Source organism: Methanothrix soehngenii GP6 (assembly GCF_000204415.1).
GTDB classification, from domain to species: domain Archaea; phylum Halobacteriota; class Methanosarcinia; order Methanotrichales; family Methanotrichaceae; genus Methanothrix; species Methanothrix soehngenii.
Genome location: NC_015416.1, coordinates 2150834 through 2167157 on the forward strand (window position 1 = coordinate 2150834; position 16324 = coordinate 2167157).

Consider the following 16324-nt stretch of genomic DNA (forward strand, 5'->3'; position numbering starts at 1 on the left):
GCGAAGAAGCAAGATTGAGCAAGAATTGAGAGGAAGAGCAAGACATAATGGCAGCCGGTAAAGGGCGCATTGGCTTTCTGGTCAATCCCATTGCCGGCATGGGCGGGCCGGTAGGCCTCAAAGGGACGGACGGGCTGGCAGAGGAGGCAATAGCTATGGGAGCTAGGCCTAGGGCGATGGAGAGGGCCAGAGCGTGCCTTGATCTCCTTTCCAAAGAGAGGGATGCCATTCTCTTTTTTACTGCCAGCGGCTCTATGGGCGAAAGCTGTCTAGAAGAGTGCGGCCTGGACTATAAGGTGGTATATTCCGCTTTGCCCGTCACCAGCTCCAGGGACACCATCAGGACTTGCCAGGCTTTTTTGGATGAGGGGGTGGATCTCATTTTATTTTGTGGCGGCGATGGCACCGCCCGGGACGTGGCGGGAATAGCAGGCAGCACCCCGATACTTGCAATTCCAGCTGGTGTAAAGATGCATTCCGGGGTATTTGCCGCCAGCCCACAGGCAGCAGCTGATTTGGTGATACGATTTCTAAATGGAGAGCTGAATCTAAGGGATACGGAGATCGTGGATGTGGACGAGGAGCTCTATCGTGCAGGGATTCTCCAGACAAAGCTGTATGCTCTGGCCAAGACTCCCTACCTCCCCGTTCTGGTAGCGGAGCGAAAAAGGATCTATAGCTCAGACCAGGAGGATGAGTTCAAAGATCAGATCGCCTTATTCGCCAGCGAGTTCATGAGAGATGGCTCAGCTTATATAATCGGAGCAGGAACCACTACCAGCCGGATAGCGGATATCCTTGGTCTGGAGAAGACCCTTCTGGGGGTGGATGTGGTCAAGGACGGAAGGCTGATGATCACGGATGCTTCTGAGCAGGACCTTCTGGAGCTGCTTGACCGAGAGACCAGGGTCATGATCATCATCTCTCCCATAGGAGCGCAGGGTTTCATACTGGGCAGAGGAAATCAGCAGCTGAGCGCTGAGGTGATCCGCAGGGTGGGCATAGATAAGCTGATAATCATCTCCACCCCTCATAAGCTGGCTGAGATACCCTATCTCTTGGTGGATACAGGAGACGAGGATCTGGATGAATCTCTGGCCGGAAAGAGGCAGGTGGTGACTGGCTATAGAATTGCTCAGATGAAGGATACCCTAGCAGCTTCCAGACTGTAGAGTGATATGGTTAACTCGCGCTGGTGAAGTGCTCCCAGGCCTGAATTATATACTCACCATAGAGTAGCCAGATCAGCACAAATATCCCAAAAATAACGTAGAGGTTGGTGATATACACCAACCACTGCAGAAGACGCATCTTCTTCTCAGGCGTCCCAAACCAGTCTTCAGATTTTCGCTCAAACCAGTTGCCCATTGCTTCAGGTTTACGCATCAGCCATGGCAGCGGCTGCAATCTCCGCTTCCTTCTTGGCCAGTTCTGCTGCGGCTTTCCTCTCGGACTTGCCCTTGAGCATCTTCATCTTGACCAGATTGTCCCTTTCCATCTCCTCCAGGGCCATGGAGATGAACTTGATGGTTAGCTTGAGGTCAGGAACCACCTTGAACTCCAGAGCATTGACACGCCTCTTAGTGCTATCGATATCCTCGACGAGCCTTATCATGGCGGTCTCTACCTCTGCAGCCAGGATGATCTTATCCAGCAGGACCTCATAGGCATCCGCAGCTTCATCAATTGCAGCACTGGTCCCAATTACGCCGTAGCCTCGCTCGTACATCTTCTTCTGCACGGCTTCAGCCTCGATCTTGGGAACCACTACGCCCATGATGTTTCGGGACTCGAGCTGGATGGTTGGCTCTTTTTGCAGGGAGTAGGCCACGCTTCCGATGGCAACTGTTCCCTCGATGGCCATGGCCATTTGAAGCCTCTGCTCAGCTATGAGCAGAGCTTCGACCAGCTCTTTCCGGACTGTCTTGGCCTTATTCAGCACCTCGAAGAACTCGATCATGAGGCCGTCTCGCTTCATTTTGAGGAGCGAGTGGCCAGTTTGAGCTACCTTCATTCGTTTCTTGAGAGCGATCAGGACCGCCCTGGTCGGTTTCGTTCCAGGAATTACGGGCATGATCTCACTTCTTCGCCGTGCTTGCGTACTTGGGATGATACTGCTTGATGTATTTGTCGTCAATCCTGGTGAGCATTGCTTCCGGAAGGTCGGCCAGGAGATCCCATCCGATCTGGAGGGTCTCGAATATGGACCTATCCTCATCTCTGCTCTGGTTGACGAATCTTCTCTCGAACTTGTCGGCGAACTCCAGGACCAATTTATCGCGTTCAGAGAGAGCCTCTTTGCCCACGATAGCCGCCAGGCCGCGCAGATCATTGCCCTCTGCATAATAAGCATAGAGCTGATCGGACACTGCTCTGTGATCCTCTCGAGTATGGCCTTTTCCGATACCGGAGTTCATCAGCCGGCTTAAGCTAGGCCTTATGTCAACGGGCGGATAGATGCCCTTTCTGTGCAGCTCTCGGGAGATGAGGATCTGACCCTCGGTGATGTATCCGGACAGGTCCGGAATGGGGTGGGTGATGTCGTCGCCGGGCATGGTCAGGATGGGGAACTGGGTGATGGATCCCTTCTTGCCCTTGATGATCCCTGCTCTCTCGTACTGGCAGGCCAGGTCGGTGTACATGTAACCTGGGTAGCCACGTCGTCCGGGCACCTCTTCACGAGCAGCACCCATCTGTCTGAGCGACTCGCAATAGTTGGTCATGTCGGTGTAGATGATGAGCACGTGCATGTCCAGATCGAATGCCAGGTACTCGGCGGTGGTCAGCCCCAGCCTGGGGGTGAGAATCCTCTCCACAGCCGGGTCATCGGCCAGGTTGAGGAAAACGACTGCTCTCTCCAGAGCGCCAGTTCTCTCGAAGTCAGCCAGGAAGTGCTGAGCCTCTTCGTTGGTGATGCCCATGGCGCAGAAGATAACTGCGAAGGACTCGGCCTCACCAAGGGCCTTGGCTTGCCTGGCGATCTGCAGAGCAAGATCGTTGTGAGGCAGACCAGCGCCCGAGAAGATGGGCAGCTTCTGGCCGCGCACCAGGGTATTTGTGCCATCGATAGTTGAGATGCCCGTCTGGATAAATGCACGAGGCTTCTCACGGGAAGCTGGATTGATGGCAGCTCCTGCAATATCTCTCAATACATCGGGTACGATCTCAGGGCCGCCGTCTCTGGGCTTTCCAGATCCGGACAGAACGCGTCCCACGATGGCGGGAGACAATGGCATCTTGATGACGTCTCCGGTGAAACTGACGGCAGAATCCTTGGACAGACCACCGGTTCCCTCGAATATCTGAATAACCACGATGTCATCAGAGGAATCCAGCACCTGTCCTCTTTTCAGATCTCCGCCAGTTCTGATTTCGACGAGCTCCATGTAGCCCACTGGCTCGGTCTTCTCCACGAAGATGAGTGGTCCGGAGATCTCAGTAATCGTCTTGTATTCCTTTGTCATTTTGAACCCTCCTCACTTCAGCGCCTTAAACTCGGCATCCATCTGAGTCAGAACCTTTGCCAGTATGGGCTCATACTCAGCTTCCAGTCTTACCTTGGCCAGAGCATCCTTGGATGGAACAGATGTGATCTGCCCAACAGGTATGCCTTTCTGGACTGCCTCGAAGGCGTAGTCCCTGTACTTCAGGATGGCTTCCAACAGGTCGAACTGCTTCTTGTAGGGAGAGAAGGTATCAACCGGGTGGAATGCGCTCTGTGCCAGCCAGAAGTTGATGATCATCCTGGCTACTTCCAGTGTGACCTGCTGATCCTCAGGCAGCGCATCGGATCCTACGAGCATCACAATCTCTTCCAGCTCGGCGTTCTCCTGCAGTATAGCCATGGCCCGTCTCTTGTTCTTGTTCCAGTCAGCGCTGACGTTCTCTACGAACCAGGGCTCGAGGTCCAGGTCGTATAGCGAGTAGGAATCCAGCCAGTTGATGGACGGGAAATGCCTGCGCTGCGTCAGCTTGGAGTCAAGAGCCCAGAATACCTTGACCATTCTCAGTGTGTTCTGAGTAACGGGCTCGGTGAAATCTCCGCCGGCCGGGGACACGGCGCCTACAATGCTAACGGAACCCTGTCCGCCATTTAAAACCTCGGCACGCCCGGCACGCTCATAGAAGTCAGCAAGTCTGGCACCCAGGTATGCGGGATAGCCTTCCTCACCAGGCATCTCTTCCAGACGAGAGCCCATCTCTCTCATGGCCTCTGCCCACCGGGAGGTGGAGTCAGCGGTCATCAGCACATCGTAGCCCATATCTCTGTAATACTCTGAGGTGGTCATTCCTGTGTAAACAGAAGCCTCACGAGCAGCCACAGGCATGTTGGAGGTATTGGCGTAAACGATGGACCTCTCCATCAGAGGCCTGCCGGTTCTGGGATCCTGCAGCTCGGGGAACTCATGGAGCAGGTCGGCCATCTCATTGCCACGTTCGCCGCAGCCCACATAGACCACAATGTCGACATCTGCCCACTTGGACAGGGTCTGCTGCATAACCGTCTTTCCGGTGCCGAATCCGCCGGGAATGGCTGCCGTTCCGCCTTTGGCCAGGGAGAAGAATCCGTCTATGACCCTCTGTCCTGTTCTCAGAGGAATGGTGGGTGCCAGTTTTTCTGTAACTGGTCGGGCCTGTCTTACCGGCCACTTATGCATCATGAAGAGCTTGGTTCCGTCATCCAAGACCGCAATGGTCTCATCAACGGTGAAGTTTCCATCATAGATCTCTTTGATGGCACCGCCCTTTAGGTTGGGTGGGACCATGATCTTATGCTTGATAAGAAGTTGCTCTTGGACCTCGCCAATGGCCTGGCCGGGCTTGACCGTATCGCCCTTTTTCACTACGGACTTGAACTCCCACTTCTTCTTGTGGTCGATGCCGTCTACGAACAGACCCCGGCTGATGAAATCTCCCGATGCCTCTGCCAGCTTGGGTAGCGGCCTTTGAATACCGTCGTAAATCTGGGTCAGAATGCCTGGTCCCAGTTGTGCTACGAGAGGAGCGCCTGTCTCCTTGACGGGCTCGCCAGGCCTGACGCCGCCCGTATCCTCGTATACCTGAATGATATGTTTATTGCCGGAAATGCCGATGACCTCGCTCATCAGGCCTTCCTCGCCGACCAATACCAGGTCGTACATGGAAGCCTTCAGGCCAGTGGCCTGAACCAGTGGTCCGGCGACTCGCTTAATTTTCCCTACTTCCATAAATCAACACCTATTGCCCTTTTAATCTTCTCTCTCATCTCTGTGCTCTGCTCGGTTCCGATGGTAATCATGGTAGGCTTGATAGACTCGGATAACTGCTCCTGAAGCCTCTTGGGCAGCTTATTATAATCCGATTGCTTCAACACCAGAATTCCAACACTGGAATCGGCCATGACATCGCCAATCTTTGAGACCATCTCATCTTCCGTGTTGGCAGCATATGACTTCTTGACTCCTGCCAGATTGAACCCGAGGACACTCTCGCTTCCACCTACAAAAGCAATCTCCATTTTAGGCCACCACCACTTGTTCCTCTATGAGTTCAGAGGGGAGTCCAGCTTCCTTGCCCCTAACGATCTTTCTGATGTTGGAAACCTCTGTCTCTTTGCTCACCATATATCCGAGCACCGGCAGGATGGATAGCGGATGATAATTGGAAAGAGCCCATGCATACCGTATGAGATAAGCCTTTAACCTGGCTTCGACTCTGCTAACGGCGTCAAGATCTGATGTTGCGATATCGGATATTGACGACCAGAAGGGGTATCCCTCCAATCCGCGCAGAAACTCGCCAAAAGGCTGACCTGCCATGCGGGACAGCTCATCGTGCAGCTTTCCTCCAGGAATAAGGTTCTCCTGTATTACGGCTGCATCGATGCCTGCTTTGTTCATCCGGAAGAGAGTGATCAGATTCTTGATATCTATCTCCCTGCGAACGTATTTGAGCAGCAGTCCTCCTCCTACCGATAATGTGCCGCCTACAGCGCGTTCCATCCTGAAGTAATAGAGCTTGTCCAGTGCATTCTCCAGAGATGCAAGATTCTTGCCATCGTATTGTGCCAGAGCGCTGGCATAATCGGTGCCATCAAAGGCGGAGATGATATCCTGAATGCTATCCTTCTTCGCCAGCTCCTCGAGGTGCTCTGGGGATAGCTCGCCCGCAGGCACGAGATATTTCATGATCTCTGTGTCGGAGGCTCCCGAGAACTTTCCTCGCAGGAGTGTCTTGATGTTCCAGACATCCCAGCGCCTCAGATACTCCAGAATCAGGAATGATGGCTCGTCTATGGAGACTTCCGCCAGCTTCCTGAAGGTCTTCGCCATATTGTCGAATGTGGCGTGTTCTATCAGATCCACTCCGGAGTAATCCTTGGCGAGCGCGTCGATTTCCTCTTTGTACTGGGTCTCTTCCAGGTATCGTGCGATCTCTGACATCTCCATGTTCATCATGCGGGGATACATCTCCGCAGGAATGAGCTTGGTCTTCATCGCTCTGACTCTGCCCGTGATGTAAGCGTACTTCACCGGTAAACCGAACTTCGGCAAACGTAGTACAGGCATAGTCCTCACCCGAATAGTACCTTGGAAACCTCTTTCATGCGGTTATTAAAGACCTCACGCGCAAGAGTTTCATATGACAAATCGTAACGTAGAGCTCCATCACCGCTCTCAACCACAACGCCGCCGATGATATCCAGGTTCCCGCCGTAATTGGGGGCGAGAGAGGATAGGAAGGCCTCATCTCGCTTGTTGGAGTAGACCTTCATATCCTTGAGATCGTATGGCTCGAGCATCTTCTTAAGCATGGCCTCATTATCCTTCTTGGGAAGATTGGATATCTTCTCAAGGAGCTTCGTCCTTGCTTTCTCCAGGAGATCCTTGTGAACATTAAGCTCCGATCTCTTAACCTCGAGATTGGCGCTGGAGATCTCCCTGCGCTCGATAGCCTCTATGGCGTGTCCGACCTCAGACTCCTTCCTGGATTTGATTTCAGCGGCACGTTCCCTAGCTTCATTGAGTATTCTTGCAGCCTCAAGGTCCGCTTCGCTCGTTATCTGAGCGACCTTGTCCTTACTGGTTGCCAGAACCGACTCAACCACTGCATCTAGTGCCATTGCCTCTCACCCTTTGGAAATGGCCAGCTCAGGGTGTCACTATTGCAGAGAAGGGCGTCCAGGCGAACATCAGGATCAGCGATACAGCGAGGCCGAAGATGATCAGGGTCTCAGGCAGAAGCATGAGGAAAAGACCCTTACCCAGGAATCCAGGCTCCTCAGCCACTACACCAACCACAGCCGCTCCGATACCCTGCTCACCAACACCTGCACCGATGCCTGCTAATCCAGTAGCGAGGCCAGCGCCGACAGCTATCAATCCATACAGTATTCCCGCATCTGCTACAACTACCATTTTCCTCAATCCTCCTTTTTATGAATATTACAATCTGTGCTCATATTTCTAATTTCAAAGATCGCTTTCATGCCTTCAAGAACCTCCGGACATGTCCGAAGGGGCTATACTCCACTCCACCACCATGCGCGCTGTAGAATTTGGTGAACATCTCCACATAATGCAACCTGAGAGGATGCATGAAGGGAGAGAGAATTCCCAGCAGAATGTTGATGAAATGCACTGCTACCAATACCATTATGCCTACGATGATCGCAAGTATCGAGAAATCGGCACTGTTAGTCGCTCCACCGCTCAACATGGGCATTATGACATAGAACGATAGCTGGTTGGCAGCATATGCCAGACCTACCGAAGCCAAGCCAATGGCCAGAAGCCTAAGGTAGGATATCAGGTTGCTCACATAGGATGGCACGTGTGCCAGACCCATGGCGCCTTCCGGACCCATGACCATCATCACTATGGATAATACGATCACTGCGGCACCGATGTACACCATGATCATCTGTCCCATGACCAATCCAAGAAGCGCCACGGCGAAGAACACCTGGAAGAGCATCACAGGAAGCCGCTCGAAATAGGCATGCCTCTTCTCGCCATAGTTCAACTCCGTCTTGATTCCCAGAATGGATCCCACAGAACAATGGATCACGCCGATGAACAGACTCACGCCGATCAAAAGCAGAACAGCATTCGTTGCCAATCTATATAACGGGAAGATCCCCAACGGGCCAAGCCTTCCCAGCGGGCCGAAAGTTCCTTCGCCGAAGAACAAGCCCATCTCCTGAAGCTCAATCATCTCATGATGAGATAGCATTCCTACCATATAGTTCCACAGGCCAAGGGGCCCGAAGATCTCACCGTAGAATATGCCGAATATGACTGACCATACTCCCGCAATCATGACGATGTTGATCAGCTGCTGCCACCCTTCTGTCCTGAATCTCTTCTTTAGCAGAGTCAGAATCAGCAGGATCACAATGCCATAGCCTACGTCTCCCAGGATCATGCCGAACATGATCGGGAAGAAGACGAATATAAGCAGCGATGGATCGAACTCCTTGTACTCCGGAATGGCGAATAGCCTGGTGATCAACTCATATGGCTTGACAATGCTTGGATTGTCCATCTTGGTTGGAACGTCTTCGCCGCCTTTGACAAGGTCATCGGCCTCTTTGTCGGCTATCAATTGGACGTCCAGCTTTCCTCCAGCAGCACTCTCCAACTCGCTCTTCAGCCGGCCGTACTGATCGCTAGGAACCCAGCCGTCTATCACAAAGGCGTTGTCCGTCTCTGCGAACCTGAGAGGAGACTCAGTCTTGCTGACCTGCATCGACAGATACTCATCCGTCGCCAGCATCAGATCTTCATATTGCTTCTTCACATCGACAAGCTTCTTATGGAGAGGCGCTAGCTCGCCTTCCAGAGATTTTATGCTGCCATTGAGTGAAGCAATAGCTGAATCAACACTGCCTTCGAGCTTGGGAACGGACATCTCAGAGAAACCGTGCTCGGAAAGGACCGCAGATACCTCGCTGGCCTTTTCTGCAGGCACAAATACTGCCACATAAGTCGCATTCTTGGCGGTGCCGGTAAAGATCTCATTTACTGGAGAGACCCGGGCTACATCTGCATCCACAGGCGTAACAGCAGTGCCTACGAATGTCGCCAGAGAATCATAACCATGATAAGCTTCCAGGGGCAACGGCAATATGGATAACGGAGTTAAAGCCCTGATCTGATCCTGCTTGGACTTGATCTCTGCTTCTATAGCAACGATCCTCTCGTAGGTGGCAGTGACATCGCCCCCCACGTTATTGAGAAGATTGTCCATCTCGGATAGAACCTGTGACTCAGGATATGTCTTCTCAGGCGCCTTGTTCTTTATATCAAGGTACCTGGTGACCGATCTGAGCTTAATGAGGTTCTCAGAGTACTCCCTGGCTTTGCCTATGGGCTTTCCCAATGCAAATTCAGGCTGGTTGCCATTGTAATTCACAATGTGCAATAAGCGCAACTCATGCAGCTTTTCTACTACTGGAGATATTACGTCCTTTGACCCGGCTACGACCACACGACTCATATTAACGGGCCTAAGCATGTAACGACCCCATAAACTCCTTTAGCAAATATTCAACTGCTTTGTCCAGCTTGGCACTGGCGCTGCCGCTCATTGAGGCGACGTTTTTATCGCCACTCTGGATGATTGACTGCTTCTTTGCCTTTACATCGCTCTCTGCTTTGGCAACGCTCTTGTCATAGTAGTCCTGTGCATCAATCTCGGCGGATTTGACGAGGTTCATTGCTTCGGTAGTGGCAGCGGCTATTTTTTTCTCCTTCTCCTCCAGAGCCTGCTGGACTGCAGCCCTGGATTGGGCCTCTGCCGATTTGATTTTCGATAAGATTTCGTCTCTAGCCATCTGATCCCTCTACATATTCCCTCACTACACCACTCCTGTTTTTCAAACAGCGCTACATCACTTTTGGCTCGTGATAAACGCTCTTTTGCATCCTCATCTACCAATATAAACTCTTCGGTTTTGGTTTGAAGAGAGGAGGGGCCATTGCCTCATCGCTTAACATCCCCAAAATTTCAGAGCAACTTCCAGCTCTTTGTGGTCTTTTGCATATTCTTTTAAGTCAATATGCTTTAACCAGGCCTCTGTCGCCTGCACCATTGCCCGCGCTCCAGCGGTGGTACCATCCGGATGGCCGTGGACGCCGCCCCCTGCCTGGACGATGCAGTCTATGCCATAGCCATCCAGGTTCCCGTGGACCTTTGCTGGATAGATCCCGCCCGAGGCCACGGGGAAGAACCTCTTATAGCTACCCATTCCTCTCGCAGAGCGTCGCGGCACAGGTCGTTCTCCTCCCTCTCAAGAGACATCTTGCCCATGCAGCTTCCGGTATGCAGGTTAGTGCCTCCCACCATGCGCACCAGCTTGGCTATGACCAGCATGGAGATGCCGTGGCTCTTGTCCCTGGCAGAGGCGCCTTGCAAGGTTCTGTGCACATGTATGGGGACGTTCAGGTTCTGGGAAAGGGGCTCAAGGGAGGAGAAGCCTGCGGGGAGGACATCGATCATGACCATATTGGCCCCATGGTCCACTGCTTCTTCCGCCCGCTCCAGGATTCTGTCCGCCCCAGCGGTGACACTTACTGCATAGAAGGCCTTCTTGCCCGTCTCCTTCTCCACCCGGCCCAGAGCGGACATGACCGCCTCCAGCCTGAGAATAAGGGGGCAAAAGCCCTGATCGGTGAGGGCCTCGTCGTCCTTGACCAGGCCCATCCTGGGCTTGACGATGGTGCCGACGAGGGGCTGGTCGTAGACGCCCAGAATCCTTCATGCATCCTCTATCCCGAACCGGGGACCCTTATGCGCCCGGATTATGCTCTGAGGAAAGATGACATCCTGCAGGCGCACCTTCTTGAGGTTTCCTGCCACCACCGAGAGGTACTGGGGGACGTTTCCCGGCTCGAAGAGATCATCGGGAAATGCGATCTCGACCTCACTGCCCTGAACGGATATCACCCGCGCGGCCAACGGATTGTCCTGGCCCCGCACATCGGTCCAGTTGCCGGTCGGCTGCTCGGCAGCAATGGCCTCCGCCGCCTTTTAGATGGGAAGGTCGGTTTCAACATGATATTTTGCAGCAAGTTCCATTACCGCTCCTGGCATCAATCATAGCCACCCATCAGACCGAGCAAGATCGTTCGCTATTAATAGCATTAGGCTTCATTGGCCGACTCCGCAGATAGATATCTCTGGCAAATACAAGTACTTCTGCAAAGATACCGAGAATTTGCGATTCACATTCATCAAAAAACGGCAATTAGAGAATCGATAATACATTTTTTTCAGTATGGGGCAACATCTTTATTATCGAGGAAAAACTTGCAGACTGCTAAAAGATATCGAGGAGAATCCATGGTTGACGGCATAAATAATCATACTCGATTTATCGTTGATCTGAGGCGGCACATGTGGATGAGTGGCATCGAGGTGGAACTGCGGCGGCTCATCTGGCAGATTGCTGTTGTTGGCAAGTATATCTCTGCAAAGATCCACGAATCAAACCGAAAGCTGGCCGGCTTCAAAAACGTTTATGGCGAGGACCAACTGGCGCTGGACCGCATCTCCGACGACATATTGAAAAATATGCTGCGGAACTCCGGATTTGTCCGCGAGTATGCCTCCGAGGAGCAGGAGGATATCATCACCATCGGTCAAGGGCAGGAACAGTATATTGTCACCGCTGATCCAGTGGACGGCTCTTCCCTGGTGGATACCAATCTGGCCATTGGGACGATCATCGGCATCCACAGAAATTCAATATTCGACTGCGGCAAAAATTCGATGGTCGCCGCTCTTTATATCACCTACGGCCCGCTCATCACCATGATCTACTCTGCAGGAAAGGGCGTGCATGAGTTCGTATTGGATCGCGAAGGAGAGTATGTCCTGTCCGAGGAGAATATCAGGCTCAATGAGAGAGGATCCATCTTTTCCCCTGGCGGTCTGCGCAAAGACTGGACGGACAGCCATCATAGGTATATCGATAAGCTGGAGGCAGATGGCTACAAGCTGCGCTATAGCGGTGGTTTCGTCCCCGATATTAATCAGGTCATCATCAAGAGGGGAGGGTTGTTCACCTATCCGGCACTGAAAAAATCGCCTCAGGGAAAGCTGCGGTTGCTGTTTGAGCTTCAGCCCATGGCCTTTATTGTGGAGCAGGCAGGAGGCATGGCAACTGATGGGAAAGACGATATACTATCCCTCAAAGTGAATTCAGTTAATCAGCGCTCGCCCATCTATATCGGTTCGAGGACGGAAGTGACCATGGCGAGAGAATTCCTGTCGCAGTAAATGAGTTATAATTAACATATAAATAATAAATACATTAGAGGGAAAGGTGCAGCAATGATTTACCAGAATGAAGATCAGCTGAAAAGGGGATGCGAATCCATACTCACCTGTCAAGAGGGTGATGTTCGCGTCCTGAATGAGCCCAGTTTTAGAGAAAAGCTAATCGATGATTTGATCTATACTGCCGTCTTCAGCCCCGACCCGGCTATTCAAGAAGCAGCGGCATATCTGATTCGTCGGGGCGCTGCCAGTATGGGAATTTTGCCTGCATCGATCCAATCCCTGTATGAGGCCATGGGCAGAAAAGAGGTCAGCGGGTTTACCGTTCCAGCGATAAATATCCGGGGCATCACTTACCACGTGGCGCAAGCGGTATTCAGGGCGTCAATGAAAGGCAATGTTGGTCCGGTCATTTTCGAAATCGCCCGTTCGGAGATAGGCTATACCAAGCAAAGGCCGCGGGAGTATGCCTGTGCCGTATTGGCGGCAGCGATCAAATCCGGATGGCGGGGCCCGGTCTTCCTGCAGGGCGATCATTTTCAGATAAACGCCAAAAAGTTCGCCGCGGACGGGGAAAAGGAGACCCAGTCGGTCAAGGATTTGATCCGGGAAGCCATCCAGGCCGGCTTTTACAATATCGACATCGATACCTCCACCCTGGTTGATCTATCTAAGGCCACCATCAAAGATCAGCAGAGATTGAACTACACCTTGGCGGCGGAGCTGACTGCCTTGATTCGCGATCTGGAGCCGGAAGGCATAACCGTCTCCGTGGGTGGGGAGATCGGTGAGGTTGGCGGCAAAAACAGCACAGTCGAGGAGCTGCAGACATTCATGGACGGCTACCTGGAAGAGCTCAAAAAGCGTGGACCGGCTTTAAAGGGAATCAGCAAGATCAGCGTGCAGACCGGGACGACCCATGGCGGCGTGCCCCTGGCCGACGGCACAGTGGCTAAGGTTAAGATCGATTTTGAGGTGCTGGAGAAGCTCTCGGAGACCGCCCGCGCCGAATACGGCCTCTCAGGGGCGGTTCAGCACGGGGCATCAACCCTTCCAGATGAGGCTTTTGATCGCTTTCCAGCTACCGGAACGGCCGAGATTCACCTGGCGACAGGCTTTCAGAACATAATCTATGATAGCAGGAGCTTCCCTGGCCAGCTGCGGTCTAAGATCTATGATCACCTGCGGGGAGAATTGAAAGGAGAATGGAAGGAAAAGGATACGGAAGAGCAGTTCATCTATAAGACCCGCAAGAAGGGCTTCGGACCGTTCAAGCCTGAGCTGTGGCAGCTGCCGACTGACGTCCGGGATGAGATCTGCGCAGAACTGGAAGGCAAATTCGCCTTTTTATTCGATAAGCTCATGGTTATGGGCACCCGGCCAGTGCTGGATCAATTCATCAAGCCTGCGGATGTGCCGCTGGAAATGCCGAAGATGCTGAAGGGCTAAAAGTTATCAATTAAGCAATGCCGGCATAAATGCGGCTGTGTTGGAGAACATCAGGAATGATCTGGGGAACTCCCAGACGCTCTCTTTTCAGGAGATCCCGCATTAGAGATTTTGGTCCACAAAGATTTATGACCATAAAGGCCATAATATATCGTATCTATTAGAGATAATAGTGATAAATACGCCGTTCTCCAGGGAGCGTCAGGTGGGATTGATATGACAAAGATAACTATAAGCTTAATAAAAGCCGATGTAGGCGGCTATCCCGGCCACTGTTCGGTCCATCCAGAATTGATCAAGACTGCGGAGGAGAAGCTGGAAGAGGCCAAAAAGTCCGGCTGTCTGGTGGACTACAGGGTTATGGCCTGCGGCGACGATCTGGAGCTGCTCATGAGCCACAGGACGGGCTGCGACTGCGGCGACATCCACGGCCTAGCCTGGGAGACATTCGAGGCAGCCACTGAGACGGCCAAGGGCCTCAAGCTTTATGGCTATGGCCAGGACCTGCTGGCGGACGCCTTCTCCGGAAACATCAAGGGCATGGGTCCAGGGGTTGCGGAGATGGAGATAACCGAGCGCACGGCAGAGCCCATCATCGCTTTTATGATGGACAAGACCGAGCCCGGAGCCTTCAATCTCCCCATCTTCAAGATGTTTGCCGATCCATTCAACACCGCCGGGCTGATAATAGATCCCTCCTTCCATCACGGCTTCACTTTTGAGGTCTGGGATATCCTAGAGCACAAGAAGGTCCTCATGAACTGCCCGGAGGAGATGTACGATATGCTGGCGCTGATCGGTGCCAAGAGCCGATATGTGATCAAGAGAGTCTTTGCCAAGCCCGGCAGCAAGATACCCCAGAGTGAGCCGGTGGCGGTGATCAGCACTGAGAAGCTCTACCAGACCGCTGGCAAGTATGTGGGCAAGGACGATCCCGTGGCCTTAGTGAGGTCGCAGTCCGGCCTGCCCGCGCTGGGCGAGGTGCTCGAGCCCTTCTCCATCGGGCACCTGGTGAGCGGATGGATGCGGGGCAGCCACAACGGGCCACTTATGCCCTGCTCATTTGATACCGCTCATCCCACCAGGTTCGACGGCCCGCCACGGGTGATAGCCGCCGGATTCCAGCTAGCCGAGGGGAAGTTCGTGGGGCCGGTGGATCTCTTCAATGACCTGGCCTTCGACCGCGTCCGGCAGAGGTGTCTGGAGATCACCGATTACATGAGGGCGCACGGCCCCTTCGAGCCGCACCGGCTGCCCATGGAGGAAATGGAGTATACCACCCTGCCTCATGTAATGGATTGCCTGAGAGATCGGTTCGTGGATACGGAGTAATTTTGTTGGGACACTGCGCATGGGTGTTATCCGCGGAGGAGCATAAAGCCAAATATTTGTAGCTTTATGAATCTGCCATGAACCTTCCAGATGATGACAGGAAACTATTCCTGAAGCTGTACCATCCACTATTGCTTTATGTAAATAACAAACATAAAATTCTGAAGGACTTTCAGAGTCCTGAGGATCTCTTCAAGGAGGCTCTGGAGGACATTGAGAAGCTCAAAGAGAAGCTCTACTCCAAGCCCGATCAGATCGATTCATTTGTGCGGGAGAATCCTCAGGGCTTTTCAGCAGAAGAGCTGGAGATCATATCCAGCTGGCAACATTTCGTGAAAGGCAGATTCTACATCGTCCGATTTCTCAAGGATCATGCAGTCTTCATGAATGAAGGCCGTTCACCCAAGGCTTACGGCGTTAAGGGACTGGCCATGCAGTGGGAGCTGATCGGCAATCTGCCCAGAATCGTCCAAGCCACCCTTCTGCCCTTTAAAGGAAAGATCATCTTCGATGGCTCATTCAGCTGCTACAATATATTTTTCGGTTCAGGGATGAAAAGCAGCATCAACGACAGCTTCCGCCAGGCTAAAGCGAGCTATGGAATTATAACCTCGCTGCCTTTCTCACCCAAGGATGCCGCCCCCAGCGATGCAGAGAGGCTGAGGGCATTTCTGCGGTCCCAGGAGAGCAGAGACATTCACTGGCAGGAGATTGAGGAGCTGCTCAGTAAAAAACCAGAGCTATTGCCCATATACAGCGAGGAGATGGGCAGGGTCCAGGCAAGAAAGTATCGAAAGAAGCTTAAAGATATCGGCATTAACGAAGGCTGGTTTGCCATAATCGAAGGGATAATAATCGCCGGCGGGCAGGATCAAAAGGAGGTGGAAAAAATAGCATATTCACTCCTCCCGGAGGAGAAGAGAAAGCTCGTCCACATATTCCACCTGAAGAGAAAATAGACCCGCTCAGCGAAAGGCTCGAAGCAGCAGCTTTTCACTTTGTCCACCCAATATTTTAGTCTATCACATATTACAATATATATTGATTATTTTATCATTGGAAGAGTAGAGTAGAATCAGGATACAGGCCCAATGCGGAATTACAGCAGATATGGCACGCGACCAAAATCAGCTCTGTGTCCCTCCTGAGTTTTGCGACTTGGGGATACAGGGCCAATTATAATATCTCGTAGAAATAACTTGCTGTCATCTCGTAAGCAGCAAGTCGTTTTCTGCTACGGAATATTCCTGTAAATTTTACAGCAAAATCGTCACACTAC

The 16324-nt window shown here is 52.4% G+C and carries 16 protein-coding genes and 1 pseudogene; 5 read left to right on the forward strand and 12 right to left on the reverse strand.

Annotation, left to right across the window (positions count from 1 at the left end):
* Positions 1-47: 47 nt before the first annotated feature.
* The gene (locus tag MCON_RS10650; protein ID WP_013719975.1) at positions 48-1172 is read left to right on the forward strand and encodes an ATP-NAD kinase family protein; all 1125 of its coding nucleotides are present in this window, start codon (positions 48-50) and stop codon (positions 1170-1172) included.
* A gap of 10 nt (positions 1173-1182) precedes the next feature.
* On the opposite strand, the gene MCON_RS10655 is transcribed toward MCON_RS10650, so the two are convergent.
* The 12 genes and pseudogenes from MCON_RS10655 to MCON_RS16940 form a co-directional block, all read right to left on the reverse strand.
* Positions 1183-1386, reverse strand: a complete 204-nt coding sequence (locus tag MCON_RS10655) for a hypothetical protein (RefSeq protein ID WP_048132363.1) — start codon at positions 1384-1386, stop codon at positions 1183-1185.
* Complete coding sequence (locus tag MCON_RS10660) at positions 1379-2074, reverse strand: V-type ATP synthase subunit D (RefSeq protein ID WP_013719976.1); 696 nt, start codon at positions 2072-2074, stop codon at positions 1379-1381. Before MCON_RS10660 ends, MCON_RS10655 begins: the two co-directional genes overlap by 8 nt.
* A gap of 4 nt (positions 2075-2078) precedes the next feature.
* Complete coding sequence (locus MCON_RS10665) at positions 2079-3464, reverse strand: V-type ATP synthase subunit B (RefSeq protein ID WP_013719977.1); 1386 nt, start codon at positions 3462-3464, stop codon at positions 2079-2081.
* Positions 3465-3476: 12 nt separating this feature from the next.
* Entirely contained in the window at positions 3477-5207 is a 1731-nt protein-coding gene (locus tag MCON_RS10670) for a V-type ATP synthase subunit A (RefSeq protein WP_013719978.1), read from the reverse strand.
* Positions 5198-5497, reverse strand: coding sequence for a V-type ATP synthase subunit F (locus tag MCON_RS10675; RefSeq protein WP_013719979.1), 300 nt, complete (start codon positions 5495-5497; stop codon positions 5198-5200). Before MCON_RS10675 ends, MCON_RS10670 begins: the two co-directional genes overlap by 10 nt.
* A 1-nt stretch (position 5498) precedes the next feature.
* Positions 5499-6548: a V-type ATP synthase subunit C gene (locus MCON_RS10680; RefSeq protein ID WP_048132365.1), complete on the reverse strand. Its 1050-nt coding sequence runs from the start codon at positions 6546-6548 to the stop codon at positions 5499-5501.
* A gap of 5 nt (positions 6549-6553) precedes the next feature.
* A complete protein-coding gene (locus MCON_RS10685; RefSeq protein WP_013719981.1) occupies positions 6554-7102 on the reverse strand; it encodes a V-type ATP synthase subunit E in 549 nt (182 codons plus the stop codon).
* Positions 7103-7130: 28 nt separating this feature from the next.
* Entirely contained in the window at positions 7131-7397 is a 267-nt protein-coding gene (locus MCON_RS10690; RefSeq protein ID WP_013719982.1) for an ATP synthase C subunit, lipid-binding protein, read from the reverse strand.
* 67 nt (positions 7398-7464) lie between these two features.
* On the reverse strand, positions 7465-9498 hold the full coding sequence (locus MCON_RS10695; RefSeq protein WP_013719983.1) for a V-type ATP synthase subunit I: 2034 nt from the start codon (positions 9496-9498) through the stop codon (positions 7465-7467).
* Positions 9491-9817 (reverse strand): ATP synthase archaeal subunit H, encoded by a 327-nt coding sequence (gene ahaH, locus MCON_RS10700; RefSeq protein ID WP_013719984.1) that lies wholly within the window; start codon positions 9815-9817, stop codon positions 9491-9493. Before ahaH ends, MCON_RS10695 begins: the two co-directional genes overlap by 8 nt.
* A gap of 156 nt (positions 9818-9973) precedes the next feature.
* A pseudogene (locus tag MCON_RS10705) lies at positions 9974-10686 on the reverse strand (RuBisCO large subunit C-terminal-like domain-containing protein).
* A 54-nt stretch (positions 10687-10740) separates the two neighbouring features.
* Positions 10741-10962: a hypothetical protein gene (locus MCON_RS16940; RefSeq protein ID WP_269798798.1), complete on the reverse strand. Its 222-nt coding sequence runs from the start codon at positions 10960-10962 to the stop codon at positions 10741-10743.
* A 363-nt stretch (positions 10963-11325) separates the two neighbouring features.
* On the opposite strand from MCON_RS16940, the gene MCON_RS10710 reads away from it, so the two are divergent.
* The 4 genes from MCON_RS10710 to MCON_RS10725 all read left to right on the forward strand — a co-directional run bounded on the left by MCON_RS10710 (position 11326) and on the right by MCON_RS10725 (position 16004).
* A complete protein-coding gene (locus tag MCON_RS10710; protein WP_013719985.1) occupies positions 11326-12264 on the forward strand; it encodes a class 1 fructose-bisphosphatase in 939 nt (312 codons plus the stop codon).
* Positions 12265-12318: 54 nt separating this feature from the next.
* Positions 12319-13713 carry a class II fructose-bisphosphate aldolase gene (locus MCON_RS10715; RefSeq protein ID WP_013719986.1) on the forward strand — a complete coding sequence of 465 codons (1395 nt, stop codon included), beginning with the start codon at positions 12319-12321 and terminating at the stop codon, positions 13711-13713.
* Positions 13714-13929: 216 nt separating this feature from the next.
* Complete coding sequence (fbp, locus tag MCON_RS10720) at positions 13930-15045, forward strand: fructose-1,6-bisphosphate aldolase/phosphatase (RefSeq protein WP_013719987.1); 1116 nt, start codon at positions 13930-13932, stop codon at positions 15043-15045.
* A gap of 77 nt (positions 15046-15122) precedes the next feature.
* Positions 15123-16004, forward strand: coding sequence for a hypothetical protein (locus MCON_RS10725; protein ID WP_013719988.1), 882 nt, complete (start codon positions 15123-15125; stop codon positions 16002-16004).
* The last annotated feature ends 320 nt before the right edge of the window (positions 16005-16324 follow it).

What these genes read in the sequence shown, in the direction of transcription:
- MCON_RS10650 (WP_013719975.1), top strand. Translation starts at nt 48, where the DNA reads ATGGCAGCCGGTAAAGGGCGCATTGGCTTTCTGGTCAATCCCATTGCC.
- MCON_RS10655 (WP_048132363.1), bottom strand. Translation starts at nt 1,386, where the DNA reads ATGCGTAAACCTGAAGCAATGGGCAACTGGTTTGAGCGAAAATCTGAA.
- MCON_RS10660 (WP_013719976.1), bottom strand. Translation starts at nt 2,074, where the DNA reads ATGCCCGTAATTCCTGGAACGAAACCGACCAGGGCGGTCCTGATCGCT.
- MCON_RS10665 (WP_013719977.1), bottom strand. Translation starts at nt 3,464, where the DNA reads ATGACAAAGGAATACAAGACGATTACTGAGATCTCCGGACCACTCATC.
- MCON_RS10670 (WP_013719978.1), bottom strand. Translation starts at nt 5,207, where the DNA reads ATGGAAGTAGGGAAAATTAAGCGAGTCGCCGGACCACTGGTTCAGGCC.
- MCON_RS10675 (WP_013719979.1), bottom strand. Translation starts at nt 5,497, where the DNA reads ATGGAGATTGCTTTTGTAGGTGGAAGCGAGAGTGTCCTCGGGTTCAAT.
- MCON_RS10680 (WP_048132365.1), bottom strand. Translation starts at nt 6,548, where the DNA reads ATGCCTGTACTACGTTTGCCGAAGTTCGGTTTACCGGTGAAGTACGCT.
- MCON_RS10685 (WP_013719981.1), bottom strand. Translation starts at nt 7,102, where the DNA reads ATGGCACTAGATGCAGTGGTTGAGTCGGTTCTGGCAACCAGTAAGGAC.
- MCON_RS10690 (WP_013719982.1), bottom strand. Translation starts at nt 7,397, where the DNA reads ATGGTAGTTGTAGCAGATGCGGGAATACTGTATGGATTGATAGCTGTC.
- MCON_RS10695 (WP_013719983.1), bottom strand. Translation starts at nt 9,498, where the DNA reads ATGCTTAGGCCCGTTAATATGAGTCGTGTGGTCGTAGCCGGGTCAAAG.
- ahaH (WP_013719984.1), bottom strand. Translation starts at nt 9,817, where the DNA reads ATGGCTAGAGACGAAATCTTATCGAAAATCAAATCGGCAGAGGCCCAA.
- MCON_RS10710 (WP_013719985.1), top strand. Translation starts at nt 11,326, where the DNA reads ATGGTTGACGGCATAAATAATCATACTCGATTTATCGTTGATCTGAGG.
- MCON_RS10715 (WP_013719986.1), top strand. Translation starts at nt 12,319, where the DNA reads ATGATTTACCAGAATGAAGATCAGCTGAAAAGGGGATGCGAATCCATA.
- fbp (WP_013719987.1), top strand. Translation starts at nt 13,930, where the DNA reads ATGACAAAGATAACTATAAGCTTAATAAAAGCCGATGTAGGCGGCTAT.
- MCON_RS10725 (WP_013719988.1), top strand. Translation starts at nt 15,123, where the DNA reads ATGAACCTTCCAGATGATGACAGGAAACTATTCCTGAAGCTGTACCAT.